General features: G+C 39.9%; 24 protein-coding genes. 10 read left to right on the top strand and 14 right to left on the bottom strand.

The genetic code is table 11. The annotated features are described in order from the left end of the window. Positions 1–105 precede the first annotated feature (105 nt). On the bottom strand, positions 106–3,258 hold the full coding sequence (locus tag IEV52_RS00740; protein ID WP_188400634.1) for an efflux RND transporter permease subunit: 3,153 nt from the start codon (positions 3,256–3,258) through the stop codon (positions 106–108). A 212-nt stretch (positions 3,259–3,470) separates the two neighbouring features. On the opposite strand from IEV52_RS00740, the gene IEV52_RS00735 reads away from it, so the two are divergent. Further along, positions 3,471–4,340, top strand: coding sequence for a TetR/AcrR family transcriptional regulator (locus IEV52_RS00735; protein ID WP_188400633.1), 870 nt, complete (start codon positions 3,471–3,473; stop codon positions 4,338–4,340). 91 nt (positions 4,341–4,431) lie between these two features. Here IEV52_RS00735 and pta read toward each other — a convergent pair whose 3' ends face one another. Then, positions 4,432–5,403: a phosphate acetyltransferase gene (pta, locus tag IEV52_RS00730; RefSeq protein ID WP_188400632.1), complete on the bottom strand. Its 972-nt coding sequence runs from the start codon at positions 5,401–5,403 to the stop codon at positions 4,432–4,434. A gap of 329 nt (positions 5,404–5,732) precedes the next feature. Here pta and IEV52_RS00725 point away from each other — a divergent pair, with 329 nt between their 5' ends. From IEV52_RS00725 to gerQ, 4 genes are all read left to right on the top strand, one after another. Then, a complete protein-coding gene (locus IEV52_RS00725; protein ID WP_188400631.1) occupies positions 5,733–6,509 on the top strand; it encodes a sporulation protein in 777 nt (258 codons plus the stop codon). A gap of 87 nt (positions 6,510–6,596) precedes the next feature. Then, positions 6,597–7,340: a hydrogen peroxide-dependent heme synthase gene (gene hemQ, locus IEV52_RS00720; protein WP_188400630.1), complete on the top strand. Its 744-nt coding sequence runs from the start codon at positions 6,597–6,599 to the stop codon at positions 7,338–7,340. A gap of 147 nt (positions 7,341–7,487) precedes the next feature. Then, the gene (locus IEV52_RS00715) at positions 7,488–7,910 is read left to right on the top strand and encodes a cell wall hydrolase (protein ID WP_188400629.1); all 423 of its coding nucleotides are present in this window, start codon (positions 7,488–7,490) and stop codon (positions 7,908–7,910) included. A 22-nt stretch (positions 7,911–7,932) separates the two neighbouring features. Continuing rightward, positions 7,933–8,427 carry a spore coat protein GerQ gene (gerQ, locus tag IEV52_RS00710; RefSeq protein WP_229754144.1) on the top strand — a complete coding sequence of 165 codons (495 nt, stop codon included), beginning with the start codon at positions 7,933–7,935 and terminating at the stop codon, positions 8,425–8,427. Positions 8,428–8,494: 67 nt separating this feature from the next. On the opposite strand, the gene IEV52_RS00705 is transcribed toward gerQ, so the two are convergent. Both IEV52_RS00705 and IEV52_RS00700 read right to left on the bottom strand, forming a co-directional pair. After that, entirely contained in the window at positions 8,495–8,866 is a 372-nt protein-coding gene (locus tag IEV52_RS00705) for a DUF423 domain-containing protein (protein ID WP_188400628.1), read from the bottom strand. A gap of 120 nt (positions 8,867–8,986) precedes the next feature. Continuing rightward, positions 8,987–9,211: a YvrJ family protein gene (locus IEV52_RS00700; RefSeq protein ID WP_188400627.1), complete on the bottom strand. Its 225-nt coding sequence runs from the start codon at positions 9,209–9,211 to the stop codon at positions 8,987–8,989. Between the two features lie 209 nt (positions 9,212–9,420). Between IEV52_RS00700 and IEV52_RS00695 the strand changes: the two genes are divergently transcribed. Next, positions 9,421–9,591, top strand: coding sequence for a hypothetical protein (locus IEV52_RS00695; RefSeq protein ID WP_188400626.1), 171 nt, complete (start codon positions 9,421–9,423; stop codon positions 9,589–9,591). A 95-nt stretch (positions 9,592–9,686) separates the two neighbouring features. Here IEV52_RS00695 and IEV52_RS00690 read toward each other — a convergent pair whose 3' ends face one another. Together IEV52_RS00690 and IEV52_RS00685 are read right to left on the bottom strand one after the other, a co-directional pair. After that, on the bottom strand, positions 9,687–10,010 hold the full coding sequence (locus IEV52_RS00690; protein ID WP_205724037.1) for a DUF5327 family protein: 324 nt from the start codon (positions 10,008–10,010) through the stop codon (positions 9,687–9,689). A gap of 265 nt (positions 10,011–10,275) precedes the next feature. After that, complete coding sequence (locus IEV52_RS00685) at positions 10,276–10,506, bottom strand: hypothetical protein (protein ID WP_188400624.1); 231 nt, start codon at positions 10,504–10,506, stop codon at positions 10,276–10,278. 351 nt (positions 10,507–10,857) lie between these two features. Here IEV52_RS00685 and IEV52_RS00680 point away from each other — a divergent pair, with 351 nt between their 5' ends. Continuing rightward, complete coding sequence (locus IEV52_RS00680; RefSeq protein WP_188400623.1) at positions 10,858–11,415, top strand: beta-class carbonic anhydrase; 558 nt, start codon at positions 10,858–10,860, stop codon at positions 11,413–11,415. Between the two features lie 42 nt (positions 11,416–11,457). On the opposite strand, the gene IEV52_RS00675 is transcribed toward IEV52_RS00680, so the two are convergent. Next, positions 11,458–13,047 (bottom strand): bifunctional metallophosphatase/5'-nucleotidase, encoded by a 1,590-nt coding sequence (locus IEV52_RS00675; protein ID WP_188400622.1) that lies wholly within the window; start codon positions 13,045–13,047, stop codon positions 11,458–11,460. 261 nt (positions 13,048–13,308) lie between these two features. Between IEV52_RS00675 and IEV52_RS00670 the strand changes: the two genes are divergently transcribed. Then, positions 13,309–13,659, top strand: coding sequence for a YflT domain-containing protein (locus IEV52_RS00670; protein WP_188400621.1), 351 nt, complete (start codon positions 13,309–13,311; stop codon positions 13,657–13,659). Positions 13,660–13,707: 48 nt separating this feature from the next. Here IEV52_RS00670 and IEV52_RS00665 read toward each other — a convergent pair whose 3' ends face one another. Further along, complete coding sequence (locus IEV52_RS00665) at positions 13,708–14,238, bottom strand: SRPBCC family protein (protein ID WP_188400620.1); 531 nt, start codon at positions 14,236–14,238, stop codon at positions 13,708–13,710. A 101-nt stretch (positions 14,239–14,339) separates the two neighbouring features. Here IEV52_RS00665 and IEV52_RS00660 point away from each other — a divergent pair, with 101 nt between their 5' ends. Continuing rightward, positions 14,340–15,554, top strand: a complete 1,215-nt coding sequence (locus tag IEV52_RS00660; RefSeq protein WP_188400619.1) for an NAD(P)/FAD-dependent oxidoreductase — start codon at positions 14,340–14,342, stop codon at positions 15,552–15,554. 42 nt (positions 15,555–15,596) lie between these two features. Here IEV52_RS00660 and IEV52_RS00655 read toward each other — a convergent pair whose 3' ends face one another. Continuing rightward, positions 15,597–16,394 carry an alpha/beta fold hydrolase gene (locus IEV52_RS00655; protein ID WP_188400618.1) on the bottom strand — a complete coding sequence of 266 codons (798 nt, stop codon included), beginning with the start codon at positions 16,392–16,394 and terminating at the stop codon, positions 15,597–15,599. Between the two features lie 178 nt (positions 16,395–16,572). Between IEV52_RS00655 and IEV52_RS00650 the strand changes: the two genes are divergently transcribed. Next, positions 16,573–17,070 (top strand): YajQ family cyclic di-GMP-binding protein, encoded by a 498-nt coding sequence (locus IEV52_RS00650; RefSeq protein ID WP_188400617.1) that lies wholly within the window; start codon positions 16,573–16,575, stop codon positions 17,068–17,070. A 31-nt stretch (positions 17,071–17,101) separates the two neighbouring features. Here the strand turns inward: IEV52_RS00650 and IEV52_RS00645 are convergent, their stop codons facing one another. The 5 genes from IEV52_RS00645 to IEV52_RS00625 all read right to left on the bottom strand — a co-directional run bounded on the left by IEV52_RS00645 (position 17,102) and on the right by IEV52_RS00625 (position 20,763). Then, positions 17,102–17,326, bottom strand: coding sequence for a hypothetical protein (locus tag IEV52_RS00645; RefSeq protein WP_188400616.1), 225 nt, complete (start codon positions 17,324–17,326; stop codon positions 17,102–17,104). A 72-nt stretch (positions 17,327–17,398) separates the two neighbouring features. Beyond that, the gene (locus IEV52_RS00640) at positions 17,399–18,115 is read right to left on the bottom strand and encodes a lysophospholipid acyltransferase family protein (protein ID WP_229754143.1); all 717 of its coding nucleotides are present in this window, start codon (positions 18,113–18,115) and stop codon (positions 17,399–17,401) included. Between the two features lie 14 nt (positions 18,116–18,129). Continuing rightward, on the bottom strand, positions 18,130–18,504 hold the full coding sequence (locus IEV52_RS00635; RefSeq protein WP_188400615.1) for an SLAP domain-containing protein: 375 nt from the start codon (positions 18,502–18,504) through the stop codon (positions 18,130–18,132). Positions 18,505–18,617: 113 nt separating this feature from the next. Further along, positions 18,618–19,145 (bottom strand): hypothetical protein, encoded by a 528-nt coding sequence (locus IEV52_RS00630; RefSeq protein WP_229754142.1) that lies wholly within the window; start codon positions 19,143–19,145, stop codon positions 18,618–18,620. Positions 19,146–19,188: 43 nt separating this feature from the next. Further along, positions 19,189–20,763 carry a bifunctional metallophosphatase/5'-nucleotidase gene (locus IEV52_RS00625; RefSeq protein WP_188400613.1) on the bottom strand — a complete coding sequence of 525 codons (1,575 nt, stop codon included), beginning with the start codon at positions 20,761–20,763 and terminating at the stop codon, positions 19,189–19,191. Positions 20,764–20,854 lie beyond the last annotated feature (91 nt).

The raw sequence follows: 20,854 nt of genomic DNA, 5'->3' as shown, positions 1-20,854 counted from the left end.
AATTTTTTATGTGATCCGATCTAATTTTTATGTGATTGCGTATTTATAAGACAAAAAAACGAGAGGATTGACACACCTCTCGTTTTTCACCTATTCATTTCTTCGTTATGCTTTTGATTTCTTTCTGTTTTTAAATCTCATTAAGGATTCGTATACTATTGGTACAATTACGAGTGTTAATAATGTTGAGCTTGTAAGTCCCCCAATTACTGTTACACCTAACCCTTTAGAGATCAAGCCGCCTCCCTCTAAACCAATGGCTAGTGGAGCTAAGGCACCGATTGTTGCTAAAGCAGTCATCAAGATCGGACGAAGACGCGTTCCCGCTGCTTCCAGTAATGCTTCTCTTGTTGACAGTCCCTCTTTTTCGTTATGAATAACACGATCAATCAAAACGATAGCGTTCGTCACAACGATTCCGACTAGCATTAAAGCTCCAATCATAGCAGAAACACTTAATGTTTCACCAGAGATCAGCAATCCTAGAAGGCCGCCGATAATGGTAAATGGCAATGAGAAAAGAATAGCGAATGGTGCTAATCCTCCACCAAAGGTAATGACTAGAACAAGGTACACGATTGCGATAGCAGCAAGCATCGCTAATCCCAGCTGTGTAAATGACTCATTAATATCTTCGGTTACGCCACCCATGGAAACTTCTACGTTAGAAGGTATTTCCACCTTATCAACTTCTTCTTTTACAGCAGTTGAGACTTTCGCTACATCCTTTGATGTAATCTCACCACTAACGTCTGCATAGATGCGGCCATCACGTCTAGTCACCGTATCTGAAGTATTTCCTTCTTCAACTTTTACGACCTCATGAATCGGCACTGCCTTCCCTAGCGGGGATTGTACGGTACGATTCGTAATATCGTTAATATCTTGATAAGCTTCTTTATCTACTTCTACATACACATTTACATCTTTTCCATCATGCTTAACAGTTGTAAGAACCTGCTGCTGTTTGCCATTGGATAATTCCATCCCGATTTGCCCAGCAGTTAGACCTAATTGGCTTAATTTTTCTTGATCTGCCACTAATGTAAATTCATCATAAGTTTCTGAAATACTTGTTTTAACATTTGTAAGTGACTTGTTGTCTTTCATGATGTTCTCGATTTTTTTGATCACAGGCTGGATATCTTCACTGCTGTCACCATAGACCTGCATGGAAACAGCATTACTAGATCCCATGCCTGAAAAGTCTTGGCTTGCCCATTCCCCTTTTGTTGTTACCTTCTTTAACTCTTCAATCACAGCTTCTTTTTCTTTGTCAAAATCAGGCGTATCTTTATCGTATTCAATAAAGAACATGGCTGAATTGGTTTGCCCAGGGTTCATCGGATTTTCACTTCCGACAGAAAACTGAATCTTTGTTACATCTTCTTTTTTATCTAATAGATTCTCAGCATCTGTTGCGATTTTTTCTACGTCCACTAATGTTTGACCTGGTTCTGGTTTATACGTAGCTACTACCATTTTCTCTTCTTCTGAAGGCAAGAAACTGACTCCGATAACAGGTACCAAGAACAGACTTCCAACAAGCGCTAAAACCGCAATCGCTGATGTAATGATTTTGTGATTTAATGTCCAAGCCAATAAACGCTTATATCCTCTAGCTAGTCTTCCGTTTTCTTTTTCCTCATGTTGCTCGTCTTTAGGTGCAACATTCTTAAATAAAGAATGGGCCATCATCGGAACGATTGTGATCGCAACCAATAGAGATGCAAGGAGCGAAAAAACGATTGTTAAAGCAAACGGTAAGAACATTTCACCTACAGGACCTTTAACTAATCCCAGAGGCAAGAAAACTGCTACTGTTACAATCGTAGAAGAAAGAATGGGCTTAAACATTTCCTTTGTTGCTTCTCTTATAAGTGTGGCCCCACTTAACTCTTCTTTCTTCAACAACATTCTTCTGTAAATATTTTCGATGACAACAATAGAATCATCGATAACCCGGCCAATGGCAACGGTCATTGCGCCAAGAGTCATAATGTTTAACGTAATATCCATCTGTTTCAATACTAAAATTCCGATTAATAAGGACAGCGGAATAGATATGACTGAAATGATGGTGGTTTTAAAATTACGCAAGAACAGCAAGATGATGATCATTGCAAAAACTGCACCTACAATGGCTTTGTTCAACATTGTAGATACGGACTGTTCGATCGGTTCACCTTGATCAAAAATAGGAGTAACCGTTAACCCGTCAATCTCTTTTTCCATGTCATCCAATTCATCTTTAACCGCATTTACAACCTCTACCGTGTTCGCGTCACCTGTTTTAACAATTTGAACACCGATCGAAGTCTCACCATTCGTTCGAGAGATAGACTCCGCTTTACCCACTACATCAATAGAGGCGATTTCCTGCAGTTCAACTGTTGGAATTTCCGATATGGATTGCTGATTTTGTGCAGCGGATTGCGATCCGCCTGCTTGCTGCTGGCCTAAGCCTTGTGGTGCAGCACCTGGCATTTGCTGATTTCCTTGTCCTCCACTAGAAGGTATGATAGGAATTTTTAATTCTTTCAAATGATTAATAGTAGTTATATTGCCATCCACCACTACCGATTTTTCTGTTTCTTTAAATGTGTACAATCCTAACGGAATCGTAACATCTGATCCTTTAATCAGATTGTTGACCGTTTCTTCTGTTAAACCATAGCTCTTCATCTTTTCTTCATCAAACTTGATCTTTACTTCATCGACTTGTTGGCCAGAGATTTGGATAGAAGATACTCCTTCGATCCCTTCCAACTCAGGAACGATGACATCCTCAACAGATTTCGTTAGTTCTGATAAAGATTCTTGTATTTTTGAAATGCTTAATGACATAACAGGAAAGGCATTAATACTTACACGAGAAACTTCTGGATCTTTAACACCTTCTGGAAGCTGAATTTTACTTAACTCATCCAGCACTTCCTCTTCTGCCTTTTCCATATCTTTGTCGAAGTTATATTCGATCTGTAAAGAAGAGGCATTCTGAAATGATGAAGAACTTACAGATGTAACCCCGTCAAGGTTCCTGACGCGTTTTTCAAAAGGCACTGAAACCTTATCATCTACTTCTTCTGGTGTAGCCCCTGGATACACCGTCATGACTGTAACAATCGGCGTAGATATATTTGGAATCGTCTCTAGTTTCATGTTCATCCCAGAATACAATCCAGCAACAGTAATAATGAGCGTTAACAGCCATACGGCAAATTTATTTTTTAATGAAAAACCAATTATTCTGTTCACACATTCGACTCCCTTTTATCGATTGACCACCCGGTCTCCATAGAATAAAATATATATGACCAACTAGTCACAAGTCAATCACAATCTTTATATTCAAAGATTTTTTATAAATATATACACTGACCACCTAGTCAAAAACGTATAAGCTGCATTGTAGTATATATTTGATAGGGTATAATAAAAGTATTAGATATTCGGGAGGGCGCTACGTATTGAAAGAAAAAGAAAAAGTCATTATCAAATCTGCTATCAGACTATTTGCAGAAAAAGGCTATACCTCCACTTCGGTACAGGAGATTGTGCAGGAGAGCGGGATTTCAAAAGGGGCTTTTTATCTTAGTTTTAAGTCAAAAGAAGCTTTACTTGTTGCGATCCTTAACTATTATTCTGAGACATTACAAAATCGAATACTGAAATATGAAAATCTGCAGCTGCCTCCTAAAGAGAAATTTATTAACCAGCTGATCGTTATGACCGAAACCCTGCTTGAGCATAAAGAATTTATTATTATGCATTCCAGAGAACAGGCAATCCCCCTTAACGATGAAGTTAAAAAGATTATTTTCAAGATGCACATTAAGATTCACCAGTTATACCATGATAACTTCTTAAACATATATGGAGAAAAGATTACTCCATACTTGTGGGATGCATCAACCATACTAGAAGGTATCTACCAAGGTTATTTGCGAATTTTATTCTTTGATAGAGAGGCATTTGAAATTCATTCCCTTTCATCGTTCATCTTTAATAGAATGGATATAATTGTAAATGATCTATTGAATCAACAAGAAGGCCCGCTCTTGTCCAATCAGAAGGTAACCCAATTCTTAAACAAGGCTCAGGTTTTCTTTGAGGATGATAACCGAAATATAAACGCCATAATTGCCAAGATGAAACAAGAACTAATCGAAGTGGGCAGCAAAGAGGATTTAGAGGTTTCATTAGAAGTAATAGAGGCTGAAATTAGCAGAGACACACCACGTCCTGCGATCATTCAGGGCATGCTTTCAAACTTTGCTTTTTACCCTGAATTTAATGTATACATCAATCAGATTAAAAAGATCTATCATCTTAGCTAATTATAGAATGAACCCCATCTCAAAAATAATTTAGGATGGGGTTCATCTACATCTAGAAGCCAGCTTCGTTTAGCTGGCTTTCTTTATTTACTTATAGAGCTTGCATCGCAGTAATTAATGCTAATTTGTACACATCTTCTACATTACATCCGCGAGAAAGATCGTTTACCGGCATGTTCAACCCTTGAAGGATCGGTCCTATCGCTTCAAAACCGCCTAGACGCTGAACCATCTTATACCCGATGTTTCCTGTTTCAAGGCTCGGGAAGATAAATACGTTTGCTTCCCCTTTTATGGGCGATTCAGGGGCTTTTTTCGCTGCAACAGACGGTACGAACGCTGCATCAAATTGAAGTTCTCCATCAAACGCAAAGTCAGGGTTCATTCCCTTAAGAACTTCTAACGCTTCTACTACTTTTTCAGTTTCAGGAGAAACCGCAGATCCTTTTGTTGAGAAAGAAAGAAGTGCCACTTTTGGGTCGATGCCGAAAACGCGAGCCGTTGCAGCTGAAACCATAGCAGATTCAGCAAGGTCCTGGCTAGATGGTGCAATGTTGATCGCGCAATCCGCAAACACATATTTCTCGTCACCGCGAACCATGATGAACGCACCAGACGTTTTCTTTACGCCTTCTTTTGTTTTAATGATCTGAAGCGCCGGACGAACTGTATCGGCTGTAGAATGTGCTGCACCGCTTACAAGTCCGTGTGCTTTTCCAGTGTAAACGAGCATCGTACCGAAATAGTTTTCGTCTAGCAAGATTTTGCGAGCTTGTTCTTCCGTTGTTTTCCCTTTACGGCGCTCAACCAATGCATCTACTAATGCGTCAAACTCTCCGTATTCAGAAGGATTTAGCACCTCTACTCCATCTAGTGATAATCCAGCTGAATCCGCTTTAGCTTTAACATCTGCCGGGTTACCAATTAAGACAGGCTGCAGCACTTTTTCAGATGATAGACGGCTTGCTGCCTCTAGAATTCTTTCATCTGTTCCTTCAGGAAAAACAATAACAGGATTTGAAGCTTGTACTTTGTTCTTTAAATCTATAAAAAGATCACTCATGATAGAACCTCCTAATTTCGTTTTAGACTCTACTTTTTTGCATTCCCTATTAGGTTACTCCTTTTTTTATACCTTTTAAACCTGCCCATACAGTTGTAAGCGCTTGAAAGAAGAAGTTCTTTTATTTCGAATTTTTCAACGTCTGCTTATCTTTTGTTTAAAGCAATTGTCTGGTGAAACATCTTGTTGCATAAAAGGGGAGATGATCAACCGGTTCATTCTTGCCTTCTCCCCTTGTCGGAAGAATACTATTATTATTTTTTTAAAGATGAATCCTTTTTTATTTTCCTCCGTACAATTAATTGAAAAATTTGGAGGAGGAATACTTTATGTCCTTTGTAAATCGCATGTTAGCTAGTGTAGGAATTGGAGCGGCAACGGTAGATACGATCTTAGATAAAGATACTTACTCACCTGGAGAAGACATTACAGGTAAGATTAAAGTTGAAGGCGGCAAAGTGGATCAAACTATAGACCACATCACTCTTTACGTCATGACAGAATATTACCGGGAAGTCGATGATAAGAAAGTACGTGAAACAGCAGCTATCGAGAATAAGACGGTTACGAGTACCCTTGTTGTAAAGGCAGGAAGCTCACAGGAGATCCCGTTCTCTCTAAAACTTCCATTTGATGCACCTTTCACACTTGGCCACACGCCGGTTTGGATCAAAACTGGACTTGATATCCAGATGGCTGTAGATCCAACTGACAAAGACCAGATCCGAGTTGAACCAGATGCTGAAACGTCTGCTATCTTTGAAGCGATTGAACAGCTGGGATTCCGACTTAGAAAAGCATACTGTGGAACTGCTCCGCGTTATATGCGCCGCAGACTTCCGTTCCTTCAAGAATTTGAATATGTACCGGCTTCAGGAGCTTATGCTGGGAAACTGGATGAGCTAGAAGTCATCTTAGTCCCTCAAACAGACAGCGTCGACCTTTTCCTGGAAATTGATAAAAAAGGAAAAGGATTGTTCGGCATGCTTTCAGAAGCGATGGACCTTGATGAAACAAAAGTACGCATGTCACTCTCACGAATCGAATTGAAGAATCCATCCTTAGTTAAGAGCAGGATCGAGCAGACTCTTCGACAATTTAGTTAACTCTTCCTCGCTCCTTTTTGGAATCGACCTTACTTATGGTATATTTGTAGGGACGTGTCTATATATCTAGCAAGGAGTGAATATACGATGAGTGAAGCAGCTATTACACTTGAAGGCTGGTATTGCCTTCATGATTTTCGTACGATGGACTGGGCCTCTTGGAAAACGCTTACGAGTGACCAGAGAGAATATGCAATCAATGAATTTTTGACTTTCCTTGAAAAATGGGAAGGTGCAGAAGCAAACAAAACCGGCAGTCATGCACTTTACAGTATCATGGGCCAAAAAGCTGACTTTATGATCATGCTTCTTCGTCCAACAATGGAAGAATTAAACGAGATCGAGAACGCCTTTAACAAAACAGCTTTTGCGCAATATACCATTAAAGCCTACTCTTACGTTTCCGTTGTAGAATTAAGCACATACAACCCTCAAAACGAAAGCGGCGAGATGGATCCGATGATTAAAGCACGCCTGTTCCCAGAGCTGCCAAAGTGGAAGCATGTGTGTTTCTATCCAATGGACAAACGCCGTGATGGTGACGATAACTGGTACATGCTGCCGATGGAAGAACGTAAGAAGATGATGTATTCCCACGGTATGATCGGCCGCGGCTATGCAGGGAAAGTGAAGCAGATTATCACTGGATCTGTTGGCTTGGATGATTGGGAATGGGGCGTAACGCTCTTCTCGAATGACATGCTTCAGTTTAAAAAATTAGTTTACGAAATGCGTTTTGATGAAGTAAGTGCACGCTACGGTGAATTCGGATCTTTCTATGTTGGAAACATCCTAACAAAAGAAGCTGTTCCTGCATTCCTACAAGTATAAACCAACCACAAAAACCTTTGCCTTTCTTTCGGGCAGAGGTTTTTTTATTGAACAGGTCTAGTTTGCTGCAGCGGCTCATACACATATATCGAATGTTCTGTTTCCCTGCTTGTACATCAAGAATTGACACATAGAGGGGGAAGGCAATTGGCAGTCATTAAAGCAACCAGTAAGGATATTGACCTGCTTGCCCGTTTGATACGTGCAGAGGCAGAAGGAGAAGGCGATCAAGGAATGCTGCTTGTTGGGAACACAGGCGTTAACCGCATTCGCGGCAACTGCCTTGATTTTAAAAATATCCGGACGATGCAGCAGATGGTGTTTCAAAGACCAGGAGGATTTGAAGCTACCATCAAAGGATACTTTTATCAAGGTGCCCGTGAAAACGAAAAAAGGCTGGCAAGAAGAGTAATTAACGGCCAGCGCTTTCACCCTGCTAGAAATGCGTTATGGTTTTTTGACCCGAGCGGGGCTTGTCCTCCGACTTGGTACAATCAGCCTCATTCAGGAAACTTCAAGGCCCACTGTTTTTATCAGCCAAGGCAAAGTGATTGTCCAACTGTATTTTAACACCTTTTAGGGAGGCTTGTTGATGAACAACTTTAATCCGAATTATCGGCAGCAAAATGGTTATAATGGCATGAACGGTATGAATGGAATGGATGGTATGGGCGGTATGATGAACGGTATGGGTGGAATGGCAGGAATGGGTGTCCCGCAGGATATGGCGCAAAGCCAGCAGGCGCCGGGTGTCGGCGGCGGTCCTATGATGGATATAGCCGCACCAGGACAGCTTCCGATTGAGCAATCCTATATTGAAAACATTTTACGACTGAACAAAGGAAAAGTGGCAACTGTTTACATGACGTTTGAGAACAATGAAAAGTGGAACGCGAAAGTATTCAAAGGAATTATTGAAGCGGCAGGCCGTGATCATATTATCCTTAGTGATCCGCAGACGGGTAAGCGTTATTTATTATTAATGGTGTACGTCAACTATGTAACATTTGATGAAGAGATCAACTACAGCTATCCGTATGGATCGCAGCAGCAAACCGGGCAGCTCTCACAGTACAGCCCTCGTTGATAGCTATTATTCATGTCTGGTACAGACAGTTATAGGAAAGGCGCTCTTATCATAGAGCGCCTTTTCCTTATGCTTTTACAACAGCAATGATCAGCAGGATCCAGCCAACGATAAAAGCAACTCCGCCAAGTGGCGTGATCGGACCAAAGAATTTCATGCCAGTGTTTGAAAGAGCATATAAACTTCCAGAGAACAAAAGAATCCCAATAAAGAACGACCATCCTGCTCCATTCAATAAAGCGGATGCAGGCCATTTTCCAAGTAAAATACCGACCGCAAGTAAAGCCAGGGCATGATACATATGATATTGAACCCCTGTTTGGTAAACACCAAGCATGTTTCGTTCTGTTAATTTTGCCTCAAGCGCATGTGCCCCAAAAGCACCCAGCATGACAGCAAGCATGGCATGAACCGCTCCTAATATAAGAAATAGCTTCATAGAATTCCACTCCTGTTTTTCTTTTATCTTACCATTGAAGCACTAGGATACAAAAGAATGCCACAGGATTGTAAAAATTATGGCGGACAGGTTGTCCATGATAAAAAAAAGCGAACGTTGCTATTTTTTCAGCTGACGTTCGCTGTCTAGCAATCGGACATACTGATCAATCTTCCGTTCAAGCTCCTCTTTCTCTACCAGCTCTGAATGGAGCTCTTTAATGATCCCTTCTAAGCTCTGGATCCGCTTTTCAAACTGGAAGAGCAAGTATCCTGCGATGACGATTGGAAATCCTACATTACCGAGGAGATTGACTAGGTTTAACCATTCATTTGCCTGATTCATTTACTTTCACCCCTCATTTTATATCGAACAAAACAGAACATATGTTCGTGATTTTAGTATAAAATGAAAACGAGTATTTTACCATCATTCCTTTCTCATATTTTCATATTGATTCATTTGGCCTATACAAAAAAAGAGGTTTAAATAAATTTTACAGTGGAATAAAAAAACTAAGACAGAAAGAACTACTCAAAAGGAGGAACAACGAAATGGAACTGATTATTACGATGATATATACAATTCTTGGTTTAGCTGCTCTAAGTCTTATCGCAACAGCCGCTGCCGTTTATTTTTCTAATAAAAAGATCAAAGAAAAAATCGAAATTGCAAAACGAAAAGAAGAGAGATTGGAACATCCAAATACGTACGTATCGATTTAACAGCGCTAAATGATAGTGCTGTTTTTTTTGTTTTTTGTGATTGGACAATAAGAAAAAACCTGCTCCAAAGAGCAGGTTTTCCAATATAGCAAAGCTTAAAAATCAAAAATTGAATCTCCATTGCCATCATTATCGTCGTTGTTGTCGTCATCATAATCCATATCATAATCCATCATAGACTTTTTCTGCGGTTTAACAGGCGGGGCAGTCATCATGCTTAAAGGTTTTTGCACGGGGTGAGACGGGACCCATTCTTTTATTTGAACTTGACCTTCTTCTCCTGCCTCCATCATTAACTCACATAAGGTCTGGATCGCTGACACATGTTCTCTTAGCTTAGGAGAATTCTCTCCAAGCTGTTTGATTTCGGCTACATGCTTTTCTATTTTCTTCGCGAACTGACTTACAGGTATATTCATCGGTTTCACCACAATTATCTTTTTTTCTTATTCTATCAGACGCCCAGCTAGAAATAAAATAATGCCCAAAAAGACAGCTTCAAATAAGCTGCCTTTTTTGCTCCTAATTCCGCCGCTCGATAACCCTCATACACTAGCACACGTACGGTGATCCAGGCCGCCAGCATGCGAGTGAATGCGAAAATGAATCTATTTATCCTTAAAAAGACAGCCCCCCTTTATGATAGAATTTCTTCCGTTCCTCATTTTTTTATACGATATATCTCTAAGACGTATCCACCCAGGTAAAATTCTGCTTATTGAATGTGCTTACGATTGCATGTTCGAGAACTTCTGCATTCTCATTGTTTGTATTCTCATACGAGAACGCATTAAATGCCGTATCATTCGCCACAACTACTTGTCCTGTTTTCGGCACAGCAGCTGCAACCATGTAATTCTTCATCACCGATCCCATCAACAGCAGAACCCAAAGGACATACGTCATAACTTCCATTTTCCCTACCCCTTTCAAATTATAAAATATTTGTTTCCGATCTATTTAAACCCTACTGGCAAGTTGATCTTCCTTCCTCCCTTCGAACTTACCAATGTATGTGGTGTTAACTGCGATTATACGTACCTTTTCATAAAATGTTTGTCACAATGTGCTTTTGTTATAATGTTTCTATCAACAAAAAGAGCGCTTCACATACAAAAAAAAGCAGATTGAGCTCTCTTTTTTGTATACTATTTAATAAAGGAGTGAATATGTTAGCGAGTTTGAGCTGATTATGATAGAAAAAGACGTATACTTCTAAATTATTTTATAGTTGAACTATTTTCTGTAGAAACGAGGAGGAAAAACATGTCCGTACTTAACGAAATCTTAGAATTTAATCATCAATTTGTTGGAAATAAAGAATATGAACGCTTTCAAACTACTAAATTTCCTGATAAGGGACTTGTTATCGTGTCATGTATGGACACGCGTCTGACTGAATTGATGCCAAGTGCGATGAATATTAAAAACGGTGATGTGAAAATCATAAAATCAGCGGGAGCGGTTATTTCCCATCCATTCGGCTCTATCATGAGAAGTATCCTTGTTGCGATCTATGAGCTAAAAGCTGAGGAAGTCATGGTAATCGGTCACTATGACTGCGGAATGAGCAATGTGAACGCTGATGGATTGATTGCCAAAATGAAAGATCGGGGAGTGGAAGACTCGACACTCGACACATTAAAATATTCCGGATTAGACTTAAAGAAATGGGTACAAGGATTTGAAAGTGTAGAAGATTCTGTGAGAAATAGTGTGGAGTTAGTGAGAAATCACCCCCTTCTTCCTGAGGGTATAAAAGTCCACGGACTTGTTATCGATCCGTCTTCTGGAAGATTGGATCTAGTGGATCGCGGAGAATAAAAAGAAAAAGGCAAAGCGCATCTTAGCCGCTTTGCCTTTCTTTTATTGATTGATCTTTACGATGCGTCCTTCTATTTGTGCTGTTACTGTTTCACGTTTTTTAAAGTAATTAACTAGCGCATCTAGATCAGTTACGTTGATCGTTTGATTTTTTCCCTCCAACAAAACGGTGTAGCCGTCACCGCCGCCAGCCATAAAGTTATTGACCGTAACTGTATATTCTTGTGCTGCTTCAACTGGCGTTCCATCTTCTTTTACCATGGAAACCGTTCTTTCTCCAATCGGTTTTGACATATCAAATGTAGCTTTTAGACCAGAGATCTGAAGCACTTTTTCACGTCCCGTTGACCACTGTGATTCAAAAAGCTCTTTAATCTGAGCTCCCGTTAAAGTCATCGTCACAAGGTCGTTTCCAAAGAGCTGAACATTAAAGAGTTCACCCCATGTTACTTCACCTGGATTGATCACGTCGCGGATACCACCTGGATTCATGAAGGCAAAGTCTGTACCTGTTTGTTCTGTCATGGAGTCAGCAATAACATTTCCTAAAACAGACTCACCATTATATGCATCTGTACCAGATAACAACGTTCCAGCATTTCCAACCACTTCATTGATGATAGGAGCAACTTGCTCTTCAGCTTTCTTCACGATTTCTGTAATCTTTGCATCCGGAGTTATGCCTTTTTGGAATGTCGTTACTATTTCCGCCTTCTTTTCCACAATATCTTTTGTACGGCGGTCAATCTTTACATCTACATCAGCAAATGCTGTTCCGTATGAATAAGCTTGTACAAGCAATTTACCGTCCACTGTCGCATTCACATTTCTATGGTTGTGCGCGCCAAACATCACATCGATCTCATCATCCACTGTGTTCGCCATATCTGCCAGTTCTCCAAAAACTTCTCCTGTGCTCGTTTGCTCTACAGGATTATGAGCTAGAACAACCATGGCCTCAACACCTTTTTTCTTTAGTTCCTTTACCGCTTTATTGATCGCTTCGGCTTCGTCGGTAAATTCTATCCCAGCTGTACCGCTCGGAGTCACAATATCAGGTGTATCGGATAAAACAACACCGATGAATCCGATTTTTGCGCCTTTCACGTTTTTAATTACATAAGAAGGAAGAACGTTTTCCTTCGTCTCTTTATCTATGACATTAGCAGCGACATAAGGGAAGTTGGCTCCTTCAAAGTCACCTGTTTTCTCATGGCTTCCACCATCAATTAGACGCAACATCTCTTGAACGCCTTCATCAAATTCATGGTTGCCTAAGGTACCTACGTCAAATCCGAGCTCATTCATGATTTCAACAGTAGGCTCGTCCTGCATTAATGCTGAAGTTGGTGAACTTGCTCCTACCATATCACCTGAATGAACCAAAAGGGTATTCTCATTTTCAGCTTCTCTTTGCTTTAAATAGCTTGCTAGATAATCTGCACGGCCGACTGGCTGGCCTGCTACGTTACGTGTAATATCAATTTGCCCGTGAAAATCGTTTACTCCTAAGAGCTGAACGTTTAAATATGGCCCTGCTTGCTTTTCCACCGTGTTTTCTTCCGCATATACCGCTGCCCCTAATGGAGTTATAGCTATAGAAAGCGCTAGCGCTGATAAAGTCTTTTTCATTTGACTACTCCCCTATCCTTAAATTTGTGAACAAAGCCCAACAATTAAAAGTATAAATTTTGAATTGTAAAAAGATAGAGTATATTCGTAAATTCCTTGTAAACCATGCTGTTTTACGAAAAAGAGTAAGTATTACCTACATATTACGAACATTGGCGCAAAATTAGTGCTTTTCTCCCGGTTATCAGACGGTTTTATACGTTTAGACTTTAGGAAATCCGTGAATACACACTATAACTTCGTTTTAAGGAGAGGATAGAAATGGTCAAACCAATCGTACATGAATTTAACTCTCAACAAGAGTTGATTGCAGCTGCAAGTGACTTGAAAGCGCAAGGTATTCACGAAGACAATCTTTATGTCCTGTCTCACGAAAAAGATGATACGAAGGATCTTGCTGACAACGCGGATGTTAATACAATCGGGTTAAAAGAAGAAGGACTTGGCACAGCCCTAAGCAATGTGTTTGAATCTAGAGGTGATGAGCTTCGTAAAAAGATGACCGAAATGGGATTATCTGATGTTGAAGCGGATCAATATGAAAAGAAATTAGACATGGGTAAAATATTATTAATTATAAAAGATGAAGACAAAGTGACGAATATGCCATAACATAAAAGAGCTGCTGGATCCCGATGGGCCAAGCAGCTCTTTTTCCTATTATGCAGATTGTTTTATTTTCTCTTGTGCATGATAAACTTCTTTAAGCTTAACTAAAGCTTTTTTCATCTCTTTCTTCACTCTCCATCCATATATAAGAGAGGCATACCGATCAAGAGGGTTATTATTGGATATTCCCTCACAGCTCCAGATTAAGGTGACCGAATTCTCGGCTCGAAGCAATTCAAGTTTATAATCAAGACGAGTTTCACCATGATTAATCCGCATCTGATAATTAATATTTCTTAAATATTCACATTGAATGAGGCGCAGGCTTGCTGCCACTCCATTTATTTCCCAGTATTGAGCTGACCCTTCTCCCTTTTCAGGACCTACGTATAAAAAAGCGATCTCTTCTTCATTGTCCGATTGCCACTTGGGCCAATTTTTTACACAAAGCAGAAAATCATACATCTGTTCCACCGAAGTATGAATAAAGGCGGTTTGCTTCACACACCATCCCTTTGGAATGAAAAAGGCTATAACTATAAAGCTAAGAAATAATATACCTGCTATCAAGATAGAAACCATGAACATCCCTCCTACTCATCATTGTATTTAAAAACATTTCCTTTCATGCGGTTTCTTAAGGGGCATTACCGGGAATCAAAAGGAGACGAGGAGGAGTAAACATGAACTTACACAATGGCCAGCTTTATTGGCCTGAAACCTATACAGATCATATTCAATATCCACAACTTGAAGAAAATATTACATGTGATGTACTTATCGTCGGCGGAGGCATGTCTGGTGCTCTGTGTGCACATGTACTTCGACAAGAAAAGGAACTAGACGTTGTATTAATTGATAGGAGGAAGCCTGGTTCAGGAAGCTCCTCAGCAAATTCGGGACTCTTGCAATTTTCGAGTGATAAGATGCTTCACGAACTGATCGATCAGCAAGGGGAACAAGATGCCGTTTATTTTTATCAGCTTTGCCAAAAAGCTTTAGAAGACCTAAAAAAAGCTGCCAATGCACTCTCTGAAGATCCTGAATTCAGAATGCAAAAAAGCCTGTACTTTGCCAGCTCAGGTGAAGATGCTGTGAAACTTGCCCGCGAATATGATGTATTAAAGAGATTTGATTTTCCTGTTGAATATCTGGAACCGGCAGAAATTTCTTCCCACTTTCCGTTTTCAAAGCCTGCTGCCTTAGTTACAAGTGGGGACGCTGATGTGAATCCATATCAATTTGTTCAAATCATGTTAAAAGATGCTTCAGCTGCAGGTGTACGAATTTATGAGTACACACCTCTTCTGCGAAAAACCAAAACGGTTCATGGCTTTACATGTGAATCGGAAAAAGGGACGATTTCGGCGCGTTATATCATTTTTGCCACCGGTTATGAAAATGATTTTCTTGCTCAGCAGTTAGGCGCAGATTTAAATCGATCCTTTGCAGTTGTAACCGATCCCCTTCCTTCACTGAAGACCTGGTACAAAGAATGGATGATTTGGGAAACAAAAAGACCTTACCTATATATGAGAACAACAAAGGACGGAAGAATTGTAGCCGGAGGATTGGACGAAGACAAAGCTGAAGCACCGCTCAATGAGGGAATCATTGAAGAAAGAGGGAAACGAATTCTTCAAAAGATCAAGGAGCATTTTCCAGATTTATCTCCGAAACTTTCGCATACCTGGTGTGCAACATTCGGAGAATCTCATGATGGATTGCCGTACATCGGAGAACATCCAAACCGTTTAGGGGAATATTATTGCTTAGGTTTCGGGGGTAATGGAACTGTATACAGCATGTTAGGCGCTACCATCATTAAAGACTTGATAACAAAAGGCTTCCATCCCGCTTCACGATTATTTACGATCGCACGAGCCGTAAGTTTATGAAATAAGAAAGGAAGTTCCCTTGCCTGGGGAACTTCCTTTTTATTATGATGCTGTTGGAGCTGCAGCAATTTGTCTTTTTATGAAATCGATGGAACTTTTATTAAAGACCTCTGGCTGGTCTACGTTACATACATGTCCACAATCCTTGATCGTTAGAAGCTTTGAATGCTTTTTCTTATCAATAAACGCCTGGATCGGCGGTAGAAACATATAATCTTCCTCACCCATAATATAAAGCGTTGGAATCGGAATTTCTTTTTTACGCAGACTTTGCAGGAATGGGTTAATCTTCAAAGTGAGCTTAAACCATCTCTTAAATTCTTTTTGGCAAAGCTTCTTAGCCTCTCCTATGAACAAGGATCGGGAAGCTTCATGTCTTTTCTTTGGCATGATGACCCATGCAAACAAGCTGTACAGCCACATGTATGGAATAAATGACTTACATAGGTTTCCGACTGCGATCAAAAACTGTGAGCGGAAATTCATCTTTGTCACAGCTCCTCCTAGTGTCATGGAAGCGACTCGCTCCGGATATAGTTCAGCAATCGTTTGAATTAAGATCGTACCTAATGAGATTCCAACAAAATGTGCTTTTTGAATATGAAGATGATTCATCACCTCAAGCACATCGAGGCTTACTTCTTTAAACGAATACTTTTTTAATAAAAATGTTTCGGATTGTGATTTACCGTGGCCTCTTAAGTCAACAAGAAGAATATTAAAGTGCTGCTTGAATTCCCTTAATTGTTTATACCAGATGGATGAACTGCCCCCTGCTCCATGGACAAAAATCACCCATTGATGATTTTTTTCGTGTGTGTACGTTTTGTAATGAAGCACAAAGTACTCCTCCTAGTGGTTAAAACATTCTGTAAATTTTCCAGCCTTCATTTTATCATACAATATTGTATTTGTACCCGTTTCCACGGAAAAGAATGTGTACAAACTGGAAACATAACAGCAATGTATTTATACTGTAACTATATAAACGAAAGAAACGTCAGGAGGTTTCACAAAAATGGCTAAAGAAAGTTCATTTGATATCGTTTCACAAGTAGATCTAGCTGAAGTAGACAATGCAATCAACATCGCAACAAAAGAGATCACAACACGTTATGACTTTAAAGGAAGCAAAAGCGAAATCACGCTTGATAAATCTAGCGAAGAGCTTGTATTGGTGTCAGATGACGAATACAAGCTCGAGCAGCTAAAAGATGTTCTCATCACAAAACTGATCAAGCGAGGAGTACCAACAAAGAACCTCGATTACAGTAAGATCGAGCAAGCTTCAGGCGGAACGGTTCGCCAGCGTGCGAAACTTGTTACAGGTATCGATAAAGATAACGCAAAAAAAATTAACACGTTGATCAAGAACTCTGGATTAAAAGTAAAGAGTCAAGTTCAAGATGATCAAGTGCGTGTTACAGGGAAGAACCGAGACGACCTTCAGCAGATTATTGCACTTGTTAGGGAAGCAAACTTGCCGATCGATGTTCAATTTATTAACTACAGATAAGATAAAAGCCTCTCGGGAACGAGAGGCTTTTTTATATGGATTCTTTCTTGCCACTTGGGTCGAGCAGCTTCATCTGTTCAAGTTCAAGTCTCAACTTTTGTGTTTCGATCACATAGTTATCATGTTTTAAGCGTTCCAGCTCCAGCTCGTCCTTCAGCATCTTATGTTTTAATTTTGTCTGTGATTGAAAGTGCCCTAATACGATTGCGATAATTGGAATTGAGAATATCATAATGACTGAGATTGTTCCGGTCATGGTATTCCTCCTAGAAATTATTACCTTCCATACCAATAATACCAAATAAAGGCAAATCCCGTACAGGCTCTATTATGATGCTGCTTTTTTAACGCCTTCTTTTATCACGCGTTGTGATTGTACTGCAAGTTCTTTTGCTTCTTGATGTTGAGGATAGATCGGCGGATGAACGGTAATATAAACTTCTGCAGGCTTAATCCAAAATCCTTGCTTCTCCATGATTTTATATGACCCATCTATCGTTACAGGAATGATTGGCACCCCTGACTTGATAGCCAGTTTGAAACTGCCTGGTTTAAACGCAGACATCTCATCACCTTTACTTCTTGTTCCTTCAGGAAAAATAACAAGAGAAGTCCCGTTCTTAAGTAATTTTGCACCTTCATTGATCGCTTGTACAGACTGCCTTACATTTTTTCGATCCATAAACAAACAATTAAGCTGCTCCATCCACGTACCAATAAAAGGCATCTTCTTTACTTCAATCTTCGAGATGAAAGCTTTTGGTTTCTTGATATAGCCTAAAAGGATAGGGATATCGAAATTTCCTTGATGATTGCTTACAAAGAGTACGGCTGTGTCCGCTGGAATGTTCTCTTCCCCGCTAACTGTGATTTTTGACCCGCTCAGTTTCACGAGAGAAGTTGACCATTCTTTTACTTTCTTATCTACTAAAGTATCGCGTTCTTGTATATTTCCTGTTTTTTGCAGATGTTTCACACGGTTTAATGCAGGTATGAGCTTTAATAAAACGCCCCAAAAATAAATAAACCAGATAATCGTTCTCAAAACGTTCCCCCACTTTAGATCAGGATTAACTCTCCAGATGCTCCTGATGGTTCTTTCTTTATAGATGCCGCCGGAAAAATAAACGTCCAAGGCATACTTGTATGTGCTGGAACTTCAAGTGAATATGGAGAATCCATCTCACTTATGGTCCCTGCCTTTTCTTTGTACACTACATTTTTTTCTGCCAGCGAGAAGGGTTGTTTTGCATAGTTATTAACTAATACAGTTACTAAAAAATCATTTTTATGATTGAAGGCTGTCTTTAAAATAACGGATTGCTGTCCTTCATTTTGTTCATGATCCAGCTCAGAGAAAACTTGCTCTATTTTTAATCTGTCTGGCAACGCTAAAGTCCTGTCCCAAGCAGACTCAAACTCCAATTTTTGCAAAGTACATCCCCCCCTTGAATCATATTATCATATTTTCTTAAGAGGCTTCTTCTTTAAAAGAAAAAGCCAGTCCCACCATGTTTATCATCCATGGGTAATAGGTCAGCTTTCGTTTATTCATATACCGAACTTGCTGCTTCCAACAGTTCCTTCTTTGCATCCTTAGTGTCTGTTCCTTCTTTCATCAAGTATTCCATTTTAAAATACAGACCGTCCTTCTTCCACTTTAGTATCGGCAGATCGGAGCTGCCAGAGAAGTAAGCATCTGTCCCGTCTTCAAGCTCCACTTCATCTTTTGTTTCTATCTTATCAGTTTTAGGAAGAAAATTAGAGACTCTGTACGCCAAATACACATTCTGCCCTTCTTGTTTCGGATAAAATACAGAGTCGAGCAAAATATTCCGTTTCTCACCCCAATCGGAAATCTGAAACGTTGACAGAGCCACTTTAAAAGGAAGCTTGCTTGGCAGTTCTAACGAAAACGGTAATGCTTTTTGAGCCACTTCTTTCGATACTTGATCATAATACCTTGGATATGTCTCCTTCGGATGATCTTGCAGCGTTAAGTTTTTATCGTCTAATGTACCTTTTGCACTGCTGGAACAGCCAGCAAGAAAGACAACTAAAATTAGAAAGACCAACCAGCTCTGCCTTTTCAACCGCTCCACCCTTTTCCTTTATTTTTTATGAAGAAGGTACCTTCACTCTCCAATTGTTGTCACAGGTTGCCTGTATCGTACCTCTTTTCAAGAGATAATTAGCCATCAGCTCAGATACATCGATTGGAATATCTTTTATCACTCGCTTACCTTTAAACATAGGGTAATCCCCGCCTCCGCCAGCACGGTAGTTATTCATCACGACATGATAGAGCGTCTTGTTCCTTACCGGCTCACCTTTATAGACTAGGTGCGTAATTCTATTGCCAGCCGGTTTTGACAGATCGATGATATAATCGATGCCCTCCCACATGTCATAATTGTAATGCTGAGGCTTCGGTATAGAAAACATAGGATTTACCATTGGTGTGCCATCTTCCTCTAAAGAAAAATAAGAAGCCGATCTTTCTAGTGCCTCCCTCATATCTCTTCCTGTAATCTCAACCACTTTTAACGTATTCGGATAGATATAATTAGACACGATATCGCGTATTGTCACTTCTGTTGAAAAGCCTTTTGAATGATTATCGAATAATGCTGTACTCGATATATCTACGCCGGCAGCATCCATTTGCACTTTATTAATAAACTCGATGAACGGATGATCGTGTAACCTCGTTTGCATGGAATCTGTTATTTCCATGTCACCTTGCACTTTGCAGATTGGCTGATCAAGCCATTTTTGTGTTTCTTCTTCATATGGGCCAATACGATCTAGCACCTGTTGATCTGCTTCATATCCTTCTATGGACAGAAGTTTTGATTCTTTGTTTACTATTGTCCATATTCCGCTTTCGCTTCTAACCTTTATTTCTACAAGTCCTAGCCGAGTTCCTTGCGTTCCAGGCTGAATAACTGTTACTCCGTTCACTTCCACACCTTCAATATGCCGATGCTGATGACCTGTTAGAAGTACATCAATTCCTTCAACCTCCATGCAAAGCTGATACCCTTGATTTTCCTCTGTGAGTGTTTCAGTCGGTTCTCCCGTTTTTAAGTCTCTTTCAATTCCTCCATGATAAGAGACTATAATAATATCCGCCTTTTCTTTTAGAAACGGAACCCACTTTTTTGCTGTCTCAACCGCATCTAAAAATGAGATTCCTTTTATGTGGTCAGGATTTTCCCAATTCGGAACATACATCGTTGTTAATCCGAGAACTGCTGCTTTCAAACCGCACGTAAATGTTTTTATAAGATATGGCATTCCAAAAACAGGTTCACCTGATTCTTCCCACACAATATTTGCAGATAGCCAGGGAAATTCGGATTCCTTCACAGCCTTCTGTAAAATTGGAAGTCCATAATTAAATTCATGATTACCGATGACAGCTGCATCATATTGAAGTTCATTTAAAAGGAGGACCATCGGGTTGACAGAGCCCTCGCCAAATTTTACATAATGGTAGGTGAGGGGTGTTCCTTGGATCAGATCACCATTATCAATCAAGATACAATTATGCTGATCTTTCATCTTCTCTTTTAAAAGAGCAGCTGTTTTAGCCAGACCAAGTTCAGCCTCTACATTGCTTCCATACGTTAAAGGCAGAACGTTTCCATGAATATCACTTGTCATATAAATATGGATACATTGTTCCATCTAACGCTCTCTCCCTATATACTCGTTAACCAACTAATACTACTTACTAACCCCTGACTCCTTTAAAAATTGCTTCATTCATTAAATCAAT

This window comes from Fictibacillus barbaricus (assembly GCF_014635025.1).
In the GTDB taxonomy this organism is placed as follows: domain Bacteria; phylum Bacillota; class Bacilli; order Bacillales; family Fictibacillaceae; genus Fictibacillus; species Fictibacillus barbaricus.
The sequence above is the reverse complement of the archived record's forward strand: the minus strand, read 5'-3'. Positions and strand labels throughout refer to the sequence as shown.